Genomic DNA, 16618 nt, shown 5'->3' with positions numbered 1-16618 from the left:
CGCATTCGCTATTCGCATTGCTCGAGGGCGCCATGGCCGATCGCCGAAGCCGTTCAGTTTCCACACGAAAACAGCCGCAGCAGGCCCGCTCGAACGACCTGGTGGCGGCCATTCTGGACGCGGCTGTTCAGGTCCTGGCCAAGGAGGGGGCGCAGCGTTTCACGACGGCGCGGGTGGCCGAGCGGGCCGGGGTGAGCGTCGGGTCGCTCTATCAATATTTTCCGAACAAGGCGGCGATCCTGTTCCGCCTCCAGAGCGAGGAGTGGCGGCGCACGAGCGAACTCTTGCGCGGCATCCTGGCGGACCAGGCGAAACCGCCACTGGTGCGACTGCGCGCGCTGGTCCGCGCCTTCATCCGCTCCGAGTGCGAGGAGGCTGCGATCCGCACGGCGCTCAGCGACGCCGCGCCGCTCTATCGCGATGCGCCCGAAGCACACGACGCGCGGGCCGCCGGTAAGGGCATCGTCGCGGCCTTCATGCGGGAGGCCTTGCCCGAGGCGCCGGATGCGACGCGGGAGCTTGCCGGCGAGCTGATCAAGACGACGCTGAGCGAGGTTGGCAAGCAGTTCTCGGAGACACCGCGCAACGAGGCGGAGATCGCGCGTCATGCGAACGCAATGGCCGACATGTTTTGCGCCTATATCGATGAGCTTGCGCGGCGGCGAAGTCATTCCTGACATCCGCGTTTGCGGGCCAATATCGTTTCCGACTTGACTGGATCATGAGTTAGCCTCGGTTTGTCCTCCAGCCAGTCGACGAGCGCCCCGCCATGCATGTCCTCCGCCCCCAATTCCGCATCGAGGAGCAGCAAGCGCTGGAATTCGCAAGCCAGCGCGGCTTCGGCATGATCGTCGCGGCGGATGAGCGCGGCCCTCGCGCCTCGCATGTGCCGTTCGTGCTGGAGCAGCGCGAGGGGCGTGCGATCGTCCAGATCCATCTCACCGCCAGGAATCCGCTCGTCCCGCTCGCGGATAGCGCACGGCGCTTTCTGCTGATCGTTGCCGGCGACGACGCCTATATCTCCAACGACTGGTATTCTTCGCGCGACAACGTCTCGACCTGGCTTTACGAGGCCGTGCATTTGTCGGGCGTGGCGCATCTGCGCGGGCTCGACGTGAACCGCAGGCACGGCGATGCACTACTCGCGGTCTCGGAAGCGCGCTTGCCAAAAGCACCTTGGGACCTCGCACAGATGGAGCCCGGCAAGCGCGAGAGCATGCTGGCTGCGATCCGCGTCATCGATCTCGTGGTGGATACCGTCGAGGGGCAGGCCAAGCTCAACCAGCACAAAAGTGATGTGGATCATGTCGCGGTCGTGGACCGGCTGGCGCGGTCGGAGGAGAACGGGCATCGGCGGCTGGCGCGGAAGATGCAGGCTTTGCGGCCCGGGCTTGGGTATCACGGTTCGTGATCCGGGCTGCTCTTGCGCCCTTCGGCATTTGACCCTACGGACCTCTTTCATGCTCGTTATCTCCATTCAAAGCCAGGTGGTCCACGGCCATGTCGGCAACAGCGCCGCCGCCTATGCCATGCAGGCGGAGGGCGTGAATGTCGCGGCGGTGCCGACAACGCTGCTGTCGAACCATCCGCGCTATCCGACCCTGCGCGGGCGGGTGCTGGAGACCGAGCTCGTTGCAGATCTGCTGAGAGGTGTCGAGGAGCGCGGTCTCGTCGACGAGGCCGCGGTCCTCGTCACCGGCTATCTCGGTTCGTCCGGCAATGCCGCTGTCGTTGCCGATTTCGTCGAGCGGGCGCTGACCCGCAATTCAAAGTTGGTTTATCTCTGCGACCCCGTGATCGGCGATGATGGCCGGGTCTATGTCGCGGACGGCATCCTGGATGTGGTCCGGCACCGGCTGCTGCCGGCCGCCAATCTGACCACGCCGAACCAGTTCGAGCTCGGGCTGCTCGCAGGCCTCGACATCGCAGATGCGCAGGGCCTGCGCGCTGCGTGCGCGACGCTGGCCGGGACCGGCCGCATTGACGTGGTCGCCACCGGTTGCACGCTCACTGATACGGCGGAAGGGCAGGTGGAAACGATTCTGTGCGCCGACGGTCAGTTGTCGCGCTTTGCGACGCCGCGCCTGCCGATCCGCCCCTCAGGCACCGGCGATCTCCTCACCGGCCTGATCGCGGCGCATCTGGCCAAGGGCACTGCGACCGAGGCGGCGGTGCGGCTCGCAGTCGAAACCATCTTTGCAGTGCTGGTGCGCACGCAGGAGGCCGGCGCCGCCGAGATGCGGCTCGTGCCGCTGCCGACGCCGGGACGGTAAGCCGTCATACTCAGGTCGCGCGCTTCGCGGCCGATTGCGCTGATTTCTGCGGCTTCGCGGGGACCTTCTGCTCGCGCGTCGCCTGTGCCTTCGCCTTTGGCAGCTTTGCGCTTGCCACGGCCCGCGCTTTCCTCGGCTTGACGTTGGCTTCCTTGCGGTCCGACGTGCCTCGGCGCGAGACATATTCCGTACCGTCGACCGGGCCGACATGCGGGGGATCGCGGCCGAGATAGGGTCGGCCGATGCCGAGCGCCTTGCCATTGGCATCGACCCACTTCCACAGCACCTCGGTCGAGACCCAGCGCTGCGCGCGGTTGTCGCCCTTGGTGCTGACGATGTCGGCCGCCATGCCGTGCCCGTAGCCGCCGCGCGTGCTGCCGCCGTGATAGGAGCGGTCGGAGGCGGCCTTCAAGCCGCTCGCGATCGACTGGCGATAGTCGTCGCGGAACGCGCTGGTGATACCCGGCGAAAGCCCGGCAGCCTCAGCCGCGAGCAACGTGCGAAACAGCTTTTTCTTGAAACTCTTGTCCATGCCGCCGATGACGTATTCCATCATCGACATGCCGGCGCGGTCGGCCGCCTTCGGATCCTTCCAGCCAAAGTCCTCGTCGACCAGTTTCGTGAAGCTGCGCATCACGGTCACCATCTTGCCCTTGCGCTTGACGGTGACGGCGCGGCGATCCTCGACCTTGATCGAGTCTTCCTTGGGCGTGCGCTGGTAGAGCGCCCAGAGATAGCGGTCGATGCAGGCTTCCATGACGTAGCATTCGTCGAGCACCGCGGTCGTGTCCGCAGACGGCGAGGCCTTTCTCGCCGCGGGCGCGGGGCCGGTCGCGATCGTCGCGGGCGACAGCGCCTCGGTCGTCACGATCTCGGTGGGATCGGCGGATGCGAGCTTTACCACGGGCTCCGGCGCCGGAGCCGGAGCAACCTCGCTGGCGATTGGTGTCGGATCAGGCGAAATCTGCGGCGCGAGTGGCGCTTCGGTCGGCAAGATCAGCACTGGGTCGGCCGAGGCGAGCTTGATGGCCGGAACTGGCGCCTCGGGCGCTGCCGCTTCAGCGGTGACCGCGCTTGGTGTCGCAGCGACCGCGGCGGCGATATCCGCGGTCAGGGCGACGCCGTCCTCGATGGCCGCAGCGTGCGGGATGTCGGCGAGGTCGAGCCGACCAAGATCTTTTGCGCGCGAGACGGCAGAAGCATTGGCGCCGCTGTTTTCGATCAGGGCAGGGGCGTAGGCGGACAAAGAGAGCGCCAGCCAGCCGGCGAGAACCGCCGAGGGGCAGGAGACCGCCACCAGAAGAGACCGCCGATCATTCATGATCCCTGCCTCCAAACGGTTCTATTGAACCTCGTCTTCTCCGAACAGTCTGACCAGACAGTCTTGGCCAAACAGTCTTGCACGAAAAGGCACGCCGCGCGCCGATTGTTCGGAGGACGGTGTGGCAGCGCAATGGCGCAATTCGGCGAAAGCGGGCTTTTCGACCAGGTGTTGCGCGGCGGCAACGCGGGTTCCCATCGCAGTTCCACCGGCGCTTGCGCGCGGGCGGTGTAGAAAATTCGATAAAGGCGAATATTTTGGCACCGGCCGGCGTAAGGTGTTTCGCCCACACGTTGCGCAACCTTGTCACGGTCGGCGCGTTAGGCGCCCATGACGCACTCCTCGCTTCGTCCGATGGACGCCTTCGACCCCACCGAGCCCGCCATCCTGCACGACCAGCTCTCCGATACGATCATCACCTGGACCGCTGAGCAGGCCGATGATTTCAGGCGGGCCAGCCGGCCAGGCGGTGACGGAACCGTGATCTGGAAGGACTACGTTTTCGACGGCTGGGGCCATGTGCTCGGCGGCTGACCGCCGCTCATAACAGCGTCATGTCGCGCCGGGGCGCGCATTAAACATATTGCCATGCACTCGGCGCGTTGTTGCGTTGCAGCAGTGCATGTCGCAATGCAGCAAAATGCGCTTAGATGTGCTCCGAACGTTTCATTCAGGAGCATCACCCATGAACAAGAAGACTCTGTCGATCGCCGCCGCCATCCTGACGATCGCTGGCAGCACCGTGGCTTTCGCCGCCGAGCTGCCGACTTACGAGGCCAACGGTTTTCCGGTGTCCCCGATGCAGGTGCGCGTGCTCGGTGCCGCGCATGTCGAGCAGCAGGCCTCGGCGCCCACCACGATCGCTTCGGTCCACCAGACCCGCGTTCTGTCGCCGCGCAAGATGAAGACCGCTGATGTCACGGCGGGCAGCGCCCGCTAACCCGGGGGCGCCACTAGCCAACATCAAGTCAACGTGATGCAGGCTCGTTTTCTCCGAGCCTGCCCGGACCGCGTTCCCTCTCGGGAGCGCGGTCTTTTTTTTGGTGCAGCGAGTCGTGATCACCTGCCACTTGTGTATGGCCGTTCAAAGCGAGTGTGATCTCTTTAATAGTTGCTTTGCAGATCGCGGCGCTTGATGCGGGCGCCGCTTATTGAGCAGCCAAGAATCATTTTCATAATGGAGTAGTCATGCCCGTTGCACAGAAGGCCGTTGTTGCAAGCGTCTCGCCGCGCGCGTTCATTCTCAGGCATCTCGCCTTGTTCGCAGCCGCCGCGCTGTTCGTGTTCGTGCTCAGCCTGACATACGGGCTCGATCTCAGCCCCGGGTTTTTCTGACGGGCTACGCATGCTTCGATAAGCGCAGGCTCGACGGCGAGCGGCCGTAGAGCTCTGCGAAGGCGGCGTTGAAACGGCGTAGGCTGCCGAAGCCGGCCTGGAATGCGATGTCAGTCATCGTGTGATCGCCGGCATCGAGCAGGCGTTTTGCGCGCTGAACGCGCAGCGTCTTCGCAAGCTGCTGCGGCGTGGTGCCGACGTGACGCTCGAACAATCGCGCCAGATGACGCGAGGAGATGCCGAGCCGCATCGCGAAAGACACCACCGAATCCTCGTCGAGCGCGCCCTCATTGATGAGCTTCGCCGCGCGTGCGACCGTCGAGCGCGTGCCGTTCCAGGCCGGGCAGAACGGTGCGGTCTCGGGACGGCATCGCAGGCAAGGGCGGAAGCCTGCGGCTTCGGCCGCGGCGGCTGACGGATAGTAGGAGACGTTGCGCGTCAGCGGCTGCTTGGCCGGACAGACCGGGCGGCAATAGATGCCCGTGGTCTTCACCGCCGTGAAGAAGCGGCCGTCATAGCGGGGATCGCGGCGCAGGCGCGCTGCATTGCAGACATCAAAGCTCAGCATGGCCTGATGATAGCGCATGGCCGCGCAGGCGAAAGGGCCGCGGGATGACCGAGTCCGATTGCGGCGAGCCGCGATGGGCAGGGCGGCTTAGAAAGCCGCCCTCGACGCAAGCCCCCCTGCGATGCCAGTCTTGGAGCCCGCCGTGACCAGCCCGAAAGACATCGTCCTCAACGCCTGGAAGATTGTTTCAGTATGCGACTCGATGCGCATCGCCGCGCTGTTCACCGACGACGCTGAGTGGATCGCGCCGAAGGGCAACGCCACCGCGGTCGCGCTCGATTACACCGACCACATGATCGGCGCGCAAGCGATCGCGCGCTTCATCGCGCAGGAGATGCACAGGATGTTCTCCGGGATCGATATCGGCTTTCGCGGCGTCTATGCCGACGACGATGTCGTGATCGTGGAGGAGCGGATGCGCGCTACACTTGCCGGGGGAGCGCGTTACGAGAATGACTATAGCTTCGTGTTCACGGTGGCCGGCGACAAGATCCGCGAGGTGCGGGAATACGTGGACACGCGCAAGAGATGGCGGATGGTGTTCGGCGAGGAGGCTCGATGAGCAGGCATATTTTCCGCCGCGTGCCAGCCCTGCAACCGCATGGGTTGAGCCTCGTCGCTTGCTGACATAAGGCATGCTCCATGGATCAGCGAACGAGCGCCGACGCTCTCATTCGGAGGAACGATCAGGCGCCGGCCCTTGTCGGCGTGCTCTGCGGCCTCGCCGCGGCGGTGTTCTGGGCGCTTGGCTTCGCCGGCACGCGGCACGGCCTCAAGGTCGGCTTCACGCCGGTCGATCTGCTCGTGCATCGCTATGTCTGGTCCGGCATCGCATTCCTGCCGTTGGTGGTACGCGGCGGAATCTCCGATCTCTGCGGCATCGGTTGGGGCAGGGGCCTTGTGCTGATGGTGCTCGGCGGCCCGGTGATGTCGCTGATCTCCTACACTGGTTTTCTGTTCGTGCCGCTCGGCCATGGCAGCGTGATCCAGCCCTCCTGTGCGACGCTCGGCGGCCTGCTGCTCGCGGCCCTGTTCCTGAAGGAGCATGTTTCCGCGTCGCGCATCGCCGGCGCTGTCGTCATCGTCGGCGGGCTTGGTGTGATCGGCGCGGAATCGATCGGCCATATCGGCGTCGACGGCGTGCTCGGCGATCTGACCTTCGTGCTGACCGGATTGATGTTCGCAGGTTTCGGCGCGCTGCTGCGCCACTGGCGTGTCTCCGCCGTGTCGGCTGCGCTCGTCATCAACGTGCTGTCGCTGCTGCTGTTGCCGATCTACCTCATGACCGGCGGGCTCGCGCGGATCGCGGCGATCGGTATCGGTGAGAACGCCATTCAGGCGCTGGCGCAGGGCGTGCTTGCAGGTCCCGCTGCGCTTTATCTGTTCGCCGTCTCGGTCCAACGCCTCGGCGTGGCCCGCGCCGCCGTTGTCCCCGCCTGCGTGCCGGCGCTGACGGTGCTCACCGGCTGGCTCCTGCTCGGCGAGCCACCGACACTATTGCAGACGGCGGGATTGGTGACGGTGCTGTGCGGATTCTATCTGGCGCAGCGGCAGCGATAGATTGCGGCCTCCGCACGGCGCTTACCATTCGATGGCGGTAAACTTGACGCCGCGACAGGTCAGCTCCCGCCCGAGCCGCTCGGCGCGTTCGCTAGCGGATTTGCCCTGGCGAGTCCGGGGGCTCGGCTTACGCCTTCCTCACGAACTCCGATTTCAGATTCATCGCGCCGATGCCGTCGATCTTGCAGGCGATGTTGTGGCCGTCGGTGGCGTCCTGCAGGCGGATGTTGCGGACCTTGGTGCCGCCCTTGACGACGGAGGAGGAGCCCTTGACCTTGAGATCTTTCATCACGATGACGCTGTCGCCATCGGCGAGCGCATTGCCGTTGGCATCGCGCACGCCGGCCTCCTGCGCGGCATCCGCGGCGGCCTCCGCCGTGCCGCTCCATTCATGGCCGCATTCCGGGCAGACCCAGAGGCCGCGATCCTGATAGGCGTGCTCGGAGTTGCAGGTCGGGCATTTCATCGCGTCGGTCATCGTTCGCCTCGTCGCCCGTCACGGGCGCGCCGCACGCTTTCCGCCGGAAAAAGATGGATTGGGAGCAAATCCTTTACCATGGCTTTCAGTCCTTGGGGAACCCTTGGAAATTTAGGAGTTCAGGAAAAAATCTGCGGTATCGAGGTCCGGGATTTTTGCGGCTGCGTCGGTTCGACGTCGCTGCGCAAGGAGCGTCCAGGAGCCACGTCCCGTCATGAGCGAGCACCGCGCCGCAGTCAGACATCACATTTTGCGGACCGGCATTGTCGAGTTCGACAACGGCACCGGCAAGACCATCAGCGCACCCTGCACGATTCGCGATGTCTCCGGCACCGGCGCGCGCCTCGGCCTCAACGCCTCGCTCTGGGTGGCCGAGCAGTTCACGCTGGTCTTCAGCAGCGGACTGCGCAAGGACTGCCGGGTCGCCTGGCGCAAGGGCAGGCTGATCGGCAGCGCGTTCGTGGACGGCTATGCAAGCGCGGATGAGCAGGCCGTGATGATGACCGCGGACGAGCAGTCCCGGCACCGGCTCGGGATCGGTGCGCGCCTCAAGGCTGCGCGCGAAAAGCGCGGCTACACGCAAGGCCAGCTCGCCGAGCTCATCGGCGCCACGCCCGCCTTCGTGTCGCTGGCCGAGCAGGGCCAGGCGGACATTCCGCTCTATCAGCTGATGCACATCGCCGATCTGCTGATGGTCGGCCTCGACGGGCTCGTCGCGGGACCGGCGCCTGAGGATGTCAACGCGGCGTAGGTGACGACCTGTCAAAACAAAACGTCGAAAACAACCCCATGCACAGTAGAAATCCCGAGGGATTTCAGAATGTTGCAAATCCGAAAAATCATTGACGATGGGCCGTAGCCCGGATGGAACGAAGCGCAATCCGGGAATCCTGCGGGGGCACCGGTCCCGGATTACGCTGCGCTCCATCCGGGCTACGGCCTCAAATCCACTTCGGCGATACCGAATCGAATTTGACTCGTCGGGCAAAACAGGAGCAGTATGGCATGATGGCGCCGCTGAAGCTGGTGGCTCGCCAGCTGCGGAGCGACATGCCGAAAAAAGCAAAACCAAAAAGAAAACTGAAGACCTTCCAGACCTCGCTCGGCTTCTACGACCAGGCGATCGCCGCGCCCTCGATGAAGGCAGCGCTGGACGCCTGGGGCGCCAGGTCCAATCTGTTTCATCAGGGCGCCGCGAAGGAGACTGACGACCCCGACATCGTCGCGGCGACCATGGAGAAGCCGGGCGTGGTGCTCAGGCGTCCGGTCGGATCGGATGGGGCGTTCACCGAGCATTCCGAGTTGCCGACCGATCTCGCTGACGACGCGGCCAAGCCGAAGCGCAGGCCGAAATCCAAGCCGAAAAAGAGTCCTTCAAAGGCTGCAAAGCAACCATCCCGCAAGATCGACGATCAACAGGCGCGCAAGGCCGCCGCGGCGTTCGCGAAGGAAGAGCGCCGGCGGGAAGCCGAGCGCCGCAAGGAGGAGATCGCTCGCGCCAAGGAGCGCGCGCGCCGCGAGAAAGCGGTCGCGAGTGCACAGGCGGCGCTGGACGAGGCGAGGCGGGAGCACGAGGAGCGGGCGGAGGCGATCGACGCGGAGCGCGCTGCGCTCGATGGGCGTGCCGAGGCAGAGCAGAGCCGGTGGGACAAGCAGCGGATGAAGCTTCAGGAGGCGGTGCGACGTGCGCGGGAGTAGGGGCGCGGGGGCCGGGCGGGGCGCACAGATTAAGTGGTGCTGCAGCGGGGAACTGTAGCCCGGATGGAGCGAAGCGCAATCCGGGAATCGGGCAGCTTGTGGCAAGACACCCTGGATTTCGCTGCGCTCCATCCAGGCTACGCTCGCTCCGTCGCTCTTCGCGCGCCAAGCAACCCGACAGCGAATTGGGCTTGCCTTGCTTGGCGTCCTTTTGCACTCTTGGGGCAAGGAGACCAACGCATGAAGATCATGACTGTCGCGTGTGCACTCGGAACCGCCCTGGTGCTGTGCAATCTCGGAATATCGGATGCCGACGCCCGGACGCGGAAGGCTCGCGTGGTGGATGAACAACGGCTGAGGGTGGATGTCCCCGTGCTCAGGCCGACGCCGTGGGATTACAATATTGTTCCGCGTTATCGTTATCGCCCGGAAGATGACCGGGTCGATCCGTACGGACCGCCTTTGGTGTCGTCGTGGGTGCGGTATGAGGGTTGGCGGTGGCCGTATTGGTGGTGATCCCGTAGCCCGGATGGAGCGAAAGCGTAATCCGGACCATCCGCATCGCACGATCGCCCGCATGGCACGAATCCCGGATTTCGCTTGCGCTCATCCGGGCTACGTCCTTAATCGTCGTCGGCCGCAAGCCGCTGAAACTGCCGCTTCATCGCGTTGACCCTGGCGATATAGCTCGTGACGAGGTGATCGCCGCAACGCTCGTCGGCGATCATCGCAAACTTGCGGCGTGCGTAGGCCGTGGCGGGGCCGGCGCCGCAGAGATGGATGAAGGCGGCCAGATCCTGCCGCTCGCGCGCGCTCGCCTTCACATCACCCGCACGGGCGAGAACATCGGCGACATTGCGATCGAGATACACCGATGCGAGCTCGATGGCGTGGCTCGGAATCGCGCGGACATAGAGGAAGGGAGAGCCGCAGCCGGCTTCCGTGACCGCGTTACTGCGAATACAGAACCGCGCGGCGTCGGCATAGGCTGCGTCCAGCATCTGGAAGAGGCCGACGGCGCTGGAGGCGGGCCGGTAGATCGCGAGCGGATTGAGGCTCCATTGCCAACGCCAGTAGGTGCGCGCGAGCGGATTGCCTGAACTCTCGACCTGCGCCAGTGCGGCCAGCAATTCGGGCGTGATCGTCGCGGTGGCATGCTTGCGGAACAGCGGCCCGTATTGCCGCCAGGTCTCCGATGGCTCCTTGTCGAGCGCGTGGCCGACAAGGACGAACAGCTCGGTCGGCTTGCGCATCGTTTGATAGGCGATGTTCACGAGCGCGACGGCCGCAAGCAGCATCGCCACGGCGCCCCCGATCTGAACCATCCGCGGTGCGCGCGCGAAAGTCTTTCGCATCCATCGCGCGCTACGCCGGAGCTTGCGAAGGCGAGAGAGGAGGGGCTTGCTTCGTGCTGGCATCGGTCTTTTGGGAGTGCATTGCGGAGGCTTTGTAGCTGGTTAACGCGGTCACCAGCTCTTGAAATCCGGCTTCTTTTCTCTCTGGTCGCGTCTTTTCAAGTCGCCGCTCCGTACTCCCACGGCAGCTCGTATCCTTGATGGAAATAACCCGAGGTTGTACTGTGCGCCGCAACAGGGTTAATTTTGTGTGAATGGATCGTTGGAATGACCGTCATTGAAAGCGTGGTGTCGGCGGAAGCTGCGGAGCGGAAGATGCCGCCGGGCGTGCTGGTCGAAGGGCCGGTGGTCGACGCCAAGTTTCGCGATTCCTACATCTCCTTCGTCATCATGATCGGCGGTTCGATCGCGGCGCTGGTCTGGGCGTTCTGGCAAGGCATCGGCTGGGTGGAGGTTTCGGTCTTCGCCGGCACGTTCGCGCTGTCCACGGTCGGGATCGGCTTCATGCATCGCTACTTCGTCCACCGCAGCTTCCGCTGCGGTCCGGTGATGCGGACGTTGTTCGCGGCCATCGCCACCATGGCGGTGCAGGGCTCGATCCTGAAATGGGTGAGCAATCATCGCCGGCACCATCTTCACTCCGACAAGCCGGGCGACGTCCACAGCCCTTACTATGACGGCGACGGCAATCCCTATGTCACCTTCGCCAAGGGGATGATGCATGCGCAAGGCGGCTGGGTGTGGGATCAGGCCACCACCGATGCCGGATACTACGCCAAGGATATCCTGGCCGATCCGATCGCCATGTTCTTCACCAGGACGCGCTGGTACTGGTACGCGCTCTCGGCGGTGATCATTCCGGGCGCGATCGGCTACGCCTTTGGCGGCGTGCACACGATGACCGGCTGCATCCTGTTCTCCGGCCTGTTCCGCAGCTACCTCATGACCATGGCGACATCGCTGGTCAACTCGGTCTGCCACAGCGACGGCCGCTACGGCTACCGCCGCTTCGATCTCGACGACGGCACCACCAACGAGTTCGTGACCACGATCCTCACCTTCGGTGAAGGCCTGCACAACAACCATCACCGGTTTCCGCGCGACGCCTACATTTCGCACGCCTGGTACGAGATCGACATCAACGGCCTGATCATTCTCGGGCTCGGGAAGCTTGGCCTCGTGCACGACATTTTCGCGGCTGGGAGCAGAACGCGTCCTTCTGGCGGTTCAGACGGCGGAGAACGTTCAGTGGCAGATACCGAAGCGATCGTCTAAAGGCTGTAGGATGGGTAGAGCGGAAGCGACCCACCAATCGCCGTCATCGCACGATGGGTTTCGCAAGTGCTCTACCCATCCTTCGGGCTCGGTGCTCGACTACGCCATGGATTTGGCCACACCGATCTAGTGGTGTGCTCACTAGCGCGGGCGCTTTGATGGCCCACGGGGCACGAAGTTTAGGCCGATGAACTATCTGGATCTCATGGACGACCGACGGACACCGGCGCCCTCCAACGCCATCCGCGCGTTGGAGCAACACATCGGTGCGCCGTTGCCCGCGCCCTACAAGGAGCTGCTGGCGCAATCGGACGGCGGCGGCTTCGACCGCTGCGGCGTCGAGCTGCCTTGGCGCAACGACCGCACCGTTTTGGACGTGCTATTCACGACGCATCCGACCGACAGCTACGGCGTCATCGACAATTACGATGTGTATCGGAGCATGAATCGAATCCCCCGGCTGAGCTGCCCCTTCGCACCCGATCCCGGCGGCGATCTGTTCCTGCTGAGTCTGGAGGAGGACAGTTATGGGCAGGTCTTCTACTGGGATCACGAGCATGAACCGGTGGACGGTGGCGACATGTTCGCCGATTTCCCGAACACAAACGAACTCGCGCCCGATCTTGAAACCTTCATCCTCGGCTTGGGAGAGGGGTGAATGGATATGCAGCTAGTAGGATGGGTTGAGCCCTTGCGAAACCCATCGCTTCTGTCGATTAGCTAGCGATGGGTATCCCTTCGCTCCACCCATCCCGCGGGCTCACCAATCCGGATCGCCGTAGTAGGGATCGACCATATAAGGCGGGGGCATCCAGGGCCCGCGCGACGGCGGCCTGGGCCGCCGGGGTGCGGCCGCCTGCGCGTGCGGCCGGGCAGGCGCAGCGGTATCGTTGTTGATTGCGCTCCGCACGGCGGGTTTCGCGGGTGCGGGTGCGGATGAAGATGCGGATGACGTCGTCGGCTCCTTTTGCAGCGCCTGGACCTGTGCGGCGAGGCGTGCGTTAGCCGCCGCATCCTTCTCCTGCGCCGCCTTGAGCTGTTGAATGGTGTCGGCCTGCTCGCGCAGCGTCTGCTCGTTGCGGCTCTTCAGTTGCTCGAGCTTTCCGTTCATGCTCGCAAGCTCGCTGGTGATGGTCTTGAGCGATTGCGCGAGATCGGACGACGAGGGGGCAGGTGCTGTGGCGCCAGTTCTTGAAGCGTCGGGCCTTGGAGCGTCAAACCCTGCATTGCTCTCAGTGTCCTTGCCGACCGGCGGCGCGGGCACCGTGCCGGGCTCATCCGCGGCAGCCAGCTGCACGGCCGCCGGTTGCGCCGGACTTTCAACCGCGGACGCTTGCGGAGGCCGAGTGGCGGCCGGTGGAGCCCATCGCGCCATGATCGATTTGGTCATCGACCTGGCCTGATCGCTATATTGCGAAGCGAAGGCTGCACCGAGAATGCCGATCGCCAGCACGAGACCGACCAGAGCACGCAGCATGGGCCGATCTCCCTTCAGGCCTTGGTTGCGAACCTCGCTATCTGGCGCCGGCGCCGCGGCCTTGGGAGTCTTGTCCTCGGGAATCTTGTCCTTGGGAGCCTGGATAGTCTCCGCACCGGCGCTTGCTCGCGAGACCCGCGGGCCTTCGCTGCCGCGTTCCATTCCGGAAACCAGCCGGTCCAGCCGCGCAAGGTCTTGCTCTGCGCTCTTGATCCGGTCGTAAGCCCGCGCCAGCCCGCCATCGGCGCGCACCTCGTCCGGCTTGGGAGCGTCCGGCTTAGGGGCATCAGGCTTGTGGTCGTCAGGTTTGGGGTCGTTCGTCTCGGGCACCGATGCGCTCTCGATCCAGTCGGGCGTCAATGGGAGTGCGGCAGTCCGATCGGAACGATAGGACTCGCCGCCGTCCAACACAACGCGCGTGCGAAGGAGAAATTATGGCGGGCTCGGGGGCGGGCGTGGGCATTGCCGAACCGGCATGCGTCGGGAGCGTCAGGTACATGAGCGAAATCGGTGTGGCTCCCGCTGATGCCCTATGTAGGTCAGCGTGACAGTTTCGCTGTCTCGTTATGAACTCGGCCGCCAGATCGCAACGGCCCGCATTGTTCTAAATCAACAAAACCCGCTGATTGGAGAATTACGCTGACGCACCGTTCCAATCCAGGAAGGAGAGTGGACATGTCGCGCCGAACCATCGTTTCACTTACCGCATCCGCAATCATTGGCATCGCCTGCATCGCGACTGTTTCGACCGACGCCTTCGCGTATCGAAGAGGCGTCGGGGTTGGTCGAGTTGGTGTTCATCACGGCGGTGTCTATCGCGGTGGCGTCTATCGTGGTGCAGTCGTGCGCCGCGGAGTTGCCGTGGGCGTCGGAGCTGCTGCGGTTGGTGCGGCAGCTTACGGTGCCTACGGAGCCTACGGCGGCTATCGCCGCTGCGGCTACGAACCTTACCCGCCTTGCTACTAGCCGGTCTTGTAGCCGGTCTTGGCGCAGCGGCCAGAGCACCGATGGGTCGGCTGTGCGCGGAGCACCTCTCTCCGAGCGGGGAGAGGTGATCCGAGTTCCGGGCCCGCACACACGCGATCCGAGCTGTGCTCGCTTCACCGTGCGTATTGGCGCGTCTGTTGCTCGACAGGTCGACTTCTAGCGAGGCGTGCGTGCCATCTTCGCCGGCCGCCACCATGAGAGGTTGAACGCCGAAAAGTCAATCGCTGCGTGCATTCGCGGCGACCAGGAAAAAGCGGCAAAGCTGCGGCTGTCAAGGATACATCAGGGTAGAACGGAGCTTATCCCCGTAATAAACCCAATGCCGTTAGGGGTTCTGGGTGCGTATGGGAGGATCAATAATGGCAAACGTCGAACAATTGCGCAGGCGGGACGGAGTAAACCTGGTCCAGCTCGAGGAGGACATTGCATCGATACGCTCGGGAAGCTCTCTTGCTTCCATTGCGCTGCCTGATTACGTCGAGCACACCGCGGGCGTGACGCGCGTCGGCGCGCTCAGTGCAGAGGCGGTCGTTCGGGACTATGAGTCCGCTGCAAAAGAGATCGAGGCCATGGGCACCGAGTTGATCGACGCCGCGCAAAAATGCGAGGCGCTGACAGCCCAGGTCCATGATGCGATCGCCTTCATGCGAGAAACGGCGGCGGAGTATCGTGAAGAGGGTCGGAAGATCTTCAGGCGCATCGAAGAATGTGCGCTGTTCACCGAAGACGTCCGCAAGACATGCGAACAGGTCAAGCGCAGAATGGTCGACGTCTCGCTAGGCTCATCGTCCAACGAGGAGTTCGCATCGCAACAGCCCGAGTTGAACGGGATCGCCGCCAAGGTGTCGATGAGCGAGATACGGTGAGGCGGGCGTAGATAGCGCGTAGGGTGGGTTGAGCTCAAGGTCGTAGGATGGGTTGAGCCCTTACGAGACCCATCATCTCTCGCCGATCGAGCGGTGATGGGTATCGCTTCGCTCCACCCGAGCTGGAGCCAACAATCAATAGCGGCCGCCGTGGCCCTTTTGCTGCGTGATCCAGTCCGACAATGTTGTCGGTGTCGATCCCACGGTCCGGCCCGGTGATGCCTTCGGATTGTCGCGAACGCCTTTCGTCGGACGGGTGCGCGGCGGTTCCGTTCCGTTGACGCTCTTCGAGCCAGCCATAGATGCTTCCGCAGCTTCCTTCTCGAGGCGCAGCTGTTTCAATCGCGCCATCTTGATGCGCTCTGCCTCGACTGCGGGTCCTTCGGAGAGCAGCGGCCTGTGTTGAGCGACCTCCGCCGGGACGATGACACCGAGTATCGTCGTCTCGCCGAGCGCCTTGCAGGCTTCGAGCCGATGCAGTCCCTCGACCAGAACGAGGCGGTCTCCGTCGAGCCGGACGGAAATGGGTTCCTGTTGTCCGATGTCCAGCATACTTTCAGCGATCTCTCCGACGGTCTCGGGCTTGATGGCTTTCTTCTGCTTCGTGGGAACGAAGATCTTCTCGATCGGGAAGCTTTCCGGTTTGGGCATTACTTGACTCCGCTTCTACCGGGCCCGTCGGAACCGATGCCGGCGGTGGTCGGAGTTTAGGAGGGAAGGGCTCGACCGCAAAGGTAATTTCGGCGGCAGGGTGTTGATGAGCTCGCAGGATGGGTTGAGCCCTTGCGAAACCCATCCCTTCTGTGGATTTGGCGGCGATGGGTATCGCTTCGCTCCACCCATCCTACGTGCTGTCGCCGCAATACCGAGCACATGTCGCTGTCGTAGACCTCGGGCTTGCCTGCAGCTTCCGGGCGACGCATCCGCAGGGCGGATCGGCCACTTAGGCGGCGTGTTCCGGGGAGCGCGTGACATCGCCGCGTCCCGCGAGAAGGCCGGCAACGGAGATATCTTCGTCAAGCGCTTCCCAGTGCAGGCCGACGCGGCTGAGCTCGACCTGGTTGCGTTCGTCTGGCGTTGCATGGAGCAGGCGCGGAAACCACGCAAGCGGGATCCCGAGTGTCCTTCCATCGGACAGTTCGACCCACATCGTGTGTTCGTCGAAGCGAACGCTAGTTGCCGAAATGGTCATGCCAGGCCTTCAGGAGAAGATCGCGATTGTCTTCCACGACGCGCAGGATATTCGAAAGTTCCCGCGGATTGAACCCATAACTGTCGGCTATTGATATGCCAGGCTCAAGCCAAATCTTGGCGTCCCGGCCGCCGCCTTTGACATGAATATGGGGCAGCTCGGGTGGCTGCCCCTCATTTGAGAAGAAGTAGTAACGCAAGCCGCCCTGGCGTAATGCAACTGGCATCAATGCC

Annotated in this window: 23 protein-coding genes; 15 read left to right on the top strand and 8 right to left on the bottom strand. The window is 63.9% G+C overall.

The window, feature by feature from the left end; genetic code table 11:
- The first annotated feature begins 32 nt into the window (after positions 1-32).
- The 3 genes from AC0L30_RS19350 to pdxY all read left to right on the top strand — a co-directional run bounded on the left by AC0L30_RS19350 (position 33) and on the right by pdxY (position 2273).
- A complete protein-coding gene (locus AC0L30_RS19350) occupies positions 33-677 on the top strand; it encodes a TetR/AcrR family transcriptional regulator (protein ID WP_219683934.1) in 645 nt (214 codons plus the stop codon).
- 92 nt (positions 678-769) lie between these two features.
- Positions 770-1411: an FMN-binding negative transcriptional regulator gene (locus AC0L30_RS19345; RefSeq protein WP_219683909.1), complete on the top strand. Its 642-nt coding sequence runs from the start codon at positions 770-772 to the stop codon at positions 1409-1411.
- 49 nt (positions 1412-1460) lie between these two features.
- Positions 1461-2273, top strand: a complete 813-nt coding sequence (gene pdxY / locus AC0L30_RS19340) for a pyridoxal kinase (protein ID WP_473365781.1) — start codon at positions 1461-1463, stop codon at positions 2271-2273.
- A 10-nt stretch (positions 2274-2283) separates the two neighbouring features.
- Here the strand turns inward: pdxY and AC0L30_RS19335 are convergent, their stop codons facing one another.
- Positions 2284-3594 carry a M15 family metallopeptidase domain-containing protein gene (locus AC0L30_RS19335; RefSeq protein WP_473404974.1) on the bottom strand — a complete coding sequence of 437 codons (1311 nt, stop codon included), beginning with the start codon at positions 3592-3594 and terminating at the stop codon, positions 2284-2286.
- A 330-nt stretch (positions 3595-3924) separates the two neighbouring features.
- On the opposite strand from AC0L30_RS19335, the gene AC0L30_RS19330 reads away from it, so the two are divergent.
- The 3 genes from AC0L30_RS19330 (at position 3925) to AC0L30_RS19320 (ending at position 4929) form a co-directional block, all read left to right on the top strand.
- Positions 3925-4128, top strand: coding sequence for a hypothetical protein (locus AC0L30_RS19330; RefSeq protein WP_219683912.1), 204 nt, complete (start codon positions 3925-3927; stop codon positions 4126-4128).
- 151 nt (positions 4129-4279) lie between these two features.
- Positions 4280-4534, top strand: coding sequence for a hypothetical protein (locus tag AC0L30_RS19325; protein ID WP_219683913.1), 255 nt, complete (start codon positions 4280-4282; stop codon positions 4532-4534).
- 248 nt (positions 4535-4782) lie between these two features.
- Complete coding sequence (locus AC0L30_RS19320; RefSeq protein ID WP_167552239.1) at positions 4783-4929, top strand: hypothetical protein; 147 nt, start codon at positions 4783-4785, stop codon at positions 4927-4929.
- Positions 4930-4933: 4 nt separating this feature from the next.
- On the opposite strand, the gene AC0L30_RS19315 is transcribed toward AC0L30_RS19320, so the two are convergent.
- Positions 4934-5515, bottom strand: a complete 582-nt coding sequence (locus tag AC0L30_RS19315; RefSeq protein WP_473404973.1) for a bifunctional transcriptional activator/DNA repair enzyme AdaA — start codon at positions 5513-5515, stop codon at positions 4934-4936.
- A 124-nt stretch (positions 5516-5639) separates the two neighbouring features.
- Here AC0L30_RS19315 and AC0L30_RS19310 point away from each other — a divergent pair, with 124 nt between their 5' ends.
- Both AC0L30_RS19310 and AC0L30_RS19305 read left to right on the top strand, forming a co-directional pair.
- Positions 5640-6059 carry a nuclear transport factor 2 family protein gene (locus AC0L30_RS19310; RefSeq protein WP_311985914.1) on the top strand — a complete coding sequence of 140 codons (420 nt, stop codon included), beginning with the start codon at positions 5640-5642 and terminating at the stop codon, positions 6057-6059.
- Between the two features lie 80 nt (positions 6060-6139).
- Positions 6140-7057 (top strand): DMT family transporter, encoded by a 918-nt coding sequence (locus tag AC0L30_RS19305; protein WP_219683915.1) that lies wholly within the window; start codon positions 6140-6142, stop codon positions 7055-7057.
- A 127-nt stretch (positions 7058-7184) separates the two neighbouring features.
- On the opposite strand, the gene AC0L30_RS19300 is transcribed toward AC0L30_RS19305, so the two are convergent.
- Positions 7185-7535, bottom strand: a complete 351-nt coding sequence (locus AC0L30_RS19300; protein WP_007591698.1) for a zinc ribbon domain-containing protein YjdM — start codon at positions 7533-7535, stop codon at positions 7185-7187.
- Between the two features lie 214 nt (positions 7536-7749).
- Between AC0L30_RS19300 and AC0L30_RS19295 the strand changes: the two genes are divergently transcribed.
- From AC0L30_RS19295 to AC0L30_RS19285, 3 genes are all read left to right on the top strand, one after another.
- Positions 7750-8286 (top strand): helix-turn-helix domain-containing protein, encoded by a 537-nt coding sequence (locus tag AC0L30_RS19295; protein ID WP_219683916.1) that lies wholly within the window; start codon positions 7750-7752, stop codon positions 8284-8286.
- Between the two features lie 299 nt (positions 8287-8585).
- Positions 8586-9233 (top strand): cell envelope biogenesis protein TolA, encoded by a 648-nt coding sequence (locus AC0L30_RS19290; RefSeq protein WP_473404979.1) that lies wholly within the window; start codon positions 8586-8588, stop codon positions 9231-9233.
- Positions 9234-9473: 240 nt separating this feature from the next.
- Positions 9474-9749, top strand: coding sequence for a hypothetical protein (locus AC0L30_RS19285; RefSeq protein WP_083869795.1), 276 nt, complete (start codon positions 9474-9476; stop codon positions 9747-9749).
- Between the two features lie 107 nt (positions 9750-9856).
- Here AC0L30_RS19285 and AC0L30_RS19280 read toward each other — a convergent pair whose 3' ends face one another.
- Positions 9857-10588, bottom strand: a complete 732-nt coding sequence (locus tag AC0L30_RS19280) for a transglycosylase SLT domain-containing protein (RefSeq protein ID WP_376707513.1) — start codon at positions 10586-10588, stop codon at positions 9857-9859.
- Between the two features lie 267 nt (positions 10589-10855).
- Between AC0L30_RS19280 and AC0L30_RS19275 the strand changes: the two genes are divergently transcribed.
- Together AC0L30_RS19275 and AC0L30_RS19270 are read left to right on the top strand one after the other, a co-directional pair.
- Positions 10856-11863, top strand: a complete 1008-nt coding sequence (locus AC0L30_RS19275) for an acyl-CoA desaturase (protein WP_219683919.1) — start codon at positions 10856-10858, stop codon at positions 11861-11863.
- A 187-nt stretch (positions 11864-12050) separates the two neighbouring features.
- Positions 12051-12521 carry an SMI1/KNR4 family protein gene (locus AC0L30_RS19270; protein ID WP_007591679.1) on the top strand — a complete coding sequence of 157 codons (471 nt, stop codon included), beginning with the start codon at positions 12051-12053 and terminating at the stop codon, positions 12519-12521.
- Between the two features lie 102 nt (positions 12522-12623).
- Here the strand turns inward: AC0L30_RS19270 and AC0L30_RS19265 are convergent, their stop codons facing one another.
- Entirely contained in the window at positions 12624-13670 is a 1047-nt protein-coding gene (locus AC0L30_RS19265; RefSeq protein WP_219683920.1) for a hypothetical protein, read from the bottom strand.
- A gap of 345 nt (positions 13671-14015) precedes the next feature.
- Between AC0L30_RS19265 and AC0L30_RS19260 the strand changes: the two genes are divergently transcribed.
- Both AC0L30_RS19260 and AC0L30_RS19255 read left to right on the top strand, forming a co-directional pair.
- On the top strand, positions 14016-14306 hold the full coding sequence (locus AC0L30_RS19260) for a hypothetical protein (protein WP_219683921.1): 291 nt from the start codon (positions 14016-14018) through the stop codon (positions 14304-14306).
- A gap of 380 nt (positions 14307-14686) precedes the next feature.
- Positions 14687-15193, top strand: coding sequence for a hypothetical protein (locus tag AC0L30_RS19255; RefSeq protein WP_007591674.1), 507 nt, complete (start codon positions 14687-14689; stop codon positions 15191-15193).
- A gap of 135 nt (positions 15194-15328) precedes the next feature.
- Here the strand turns inward: AC0L30_RS19255 and AC0L30_RS19250 are convergent, their stop codons facing one another.
- From AC0L30_RS19250 to AC0L30_RS19240, 3 genes are all read right to left on the bottom strand, one after another.
- Positions 15329-15844, bottom strand: coding sequence for a ParB N-terminal domain-containing protein (locus tag AC0L30_RS19250; protein ID WP_219683922.1), 516 nt, complete (start codon positions 15842-15844; stop codon positions 15329-15331).
- 292 nt (positions 15845-16136) lie between these two features.
- Positions 16137-16385, bottom strand: a complete 249-nt coding sequence (locus tag AC0L30_RS19245; protein WP_007591670.1) for a DUF2442 domain-containing protein — start codon at positions 16383-16385, stop codon at positions 16137-16139.
- Entirely contained in the window at positions 16366-16611 is a 246-nt protein-coding gene (locus AC0L30_RS19240; RefSeq protein WP_007591667.1) for a DUF4160 domain-containing protein, read from the bottom strand. Before AC0L30_RS19240 ends, AC0L30_RS19245 begins: the two co-directional genes overlap by 20 nt.
- Positions 16612-16618 lie beyond the last annotated feature (7 nt).

It is taken from the genome of Bradyrhizobium sp. MI1.11, from assembly GCF_055811255.1.
The sequence above is the reverse complement of the archived record's forward strand: the minus strand, read 5'-3'. Positions and strand labels throughout refer to the sequence as shown.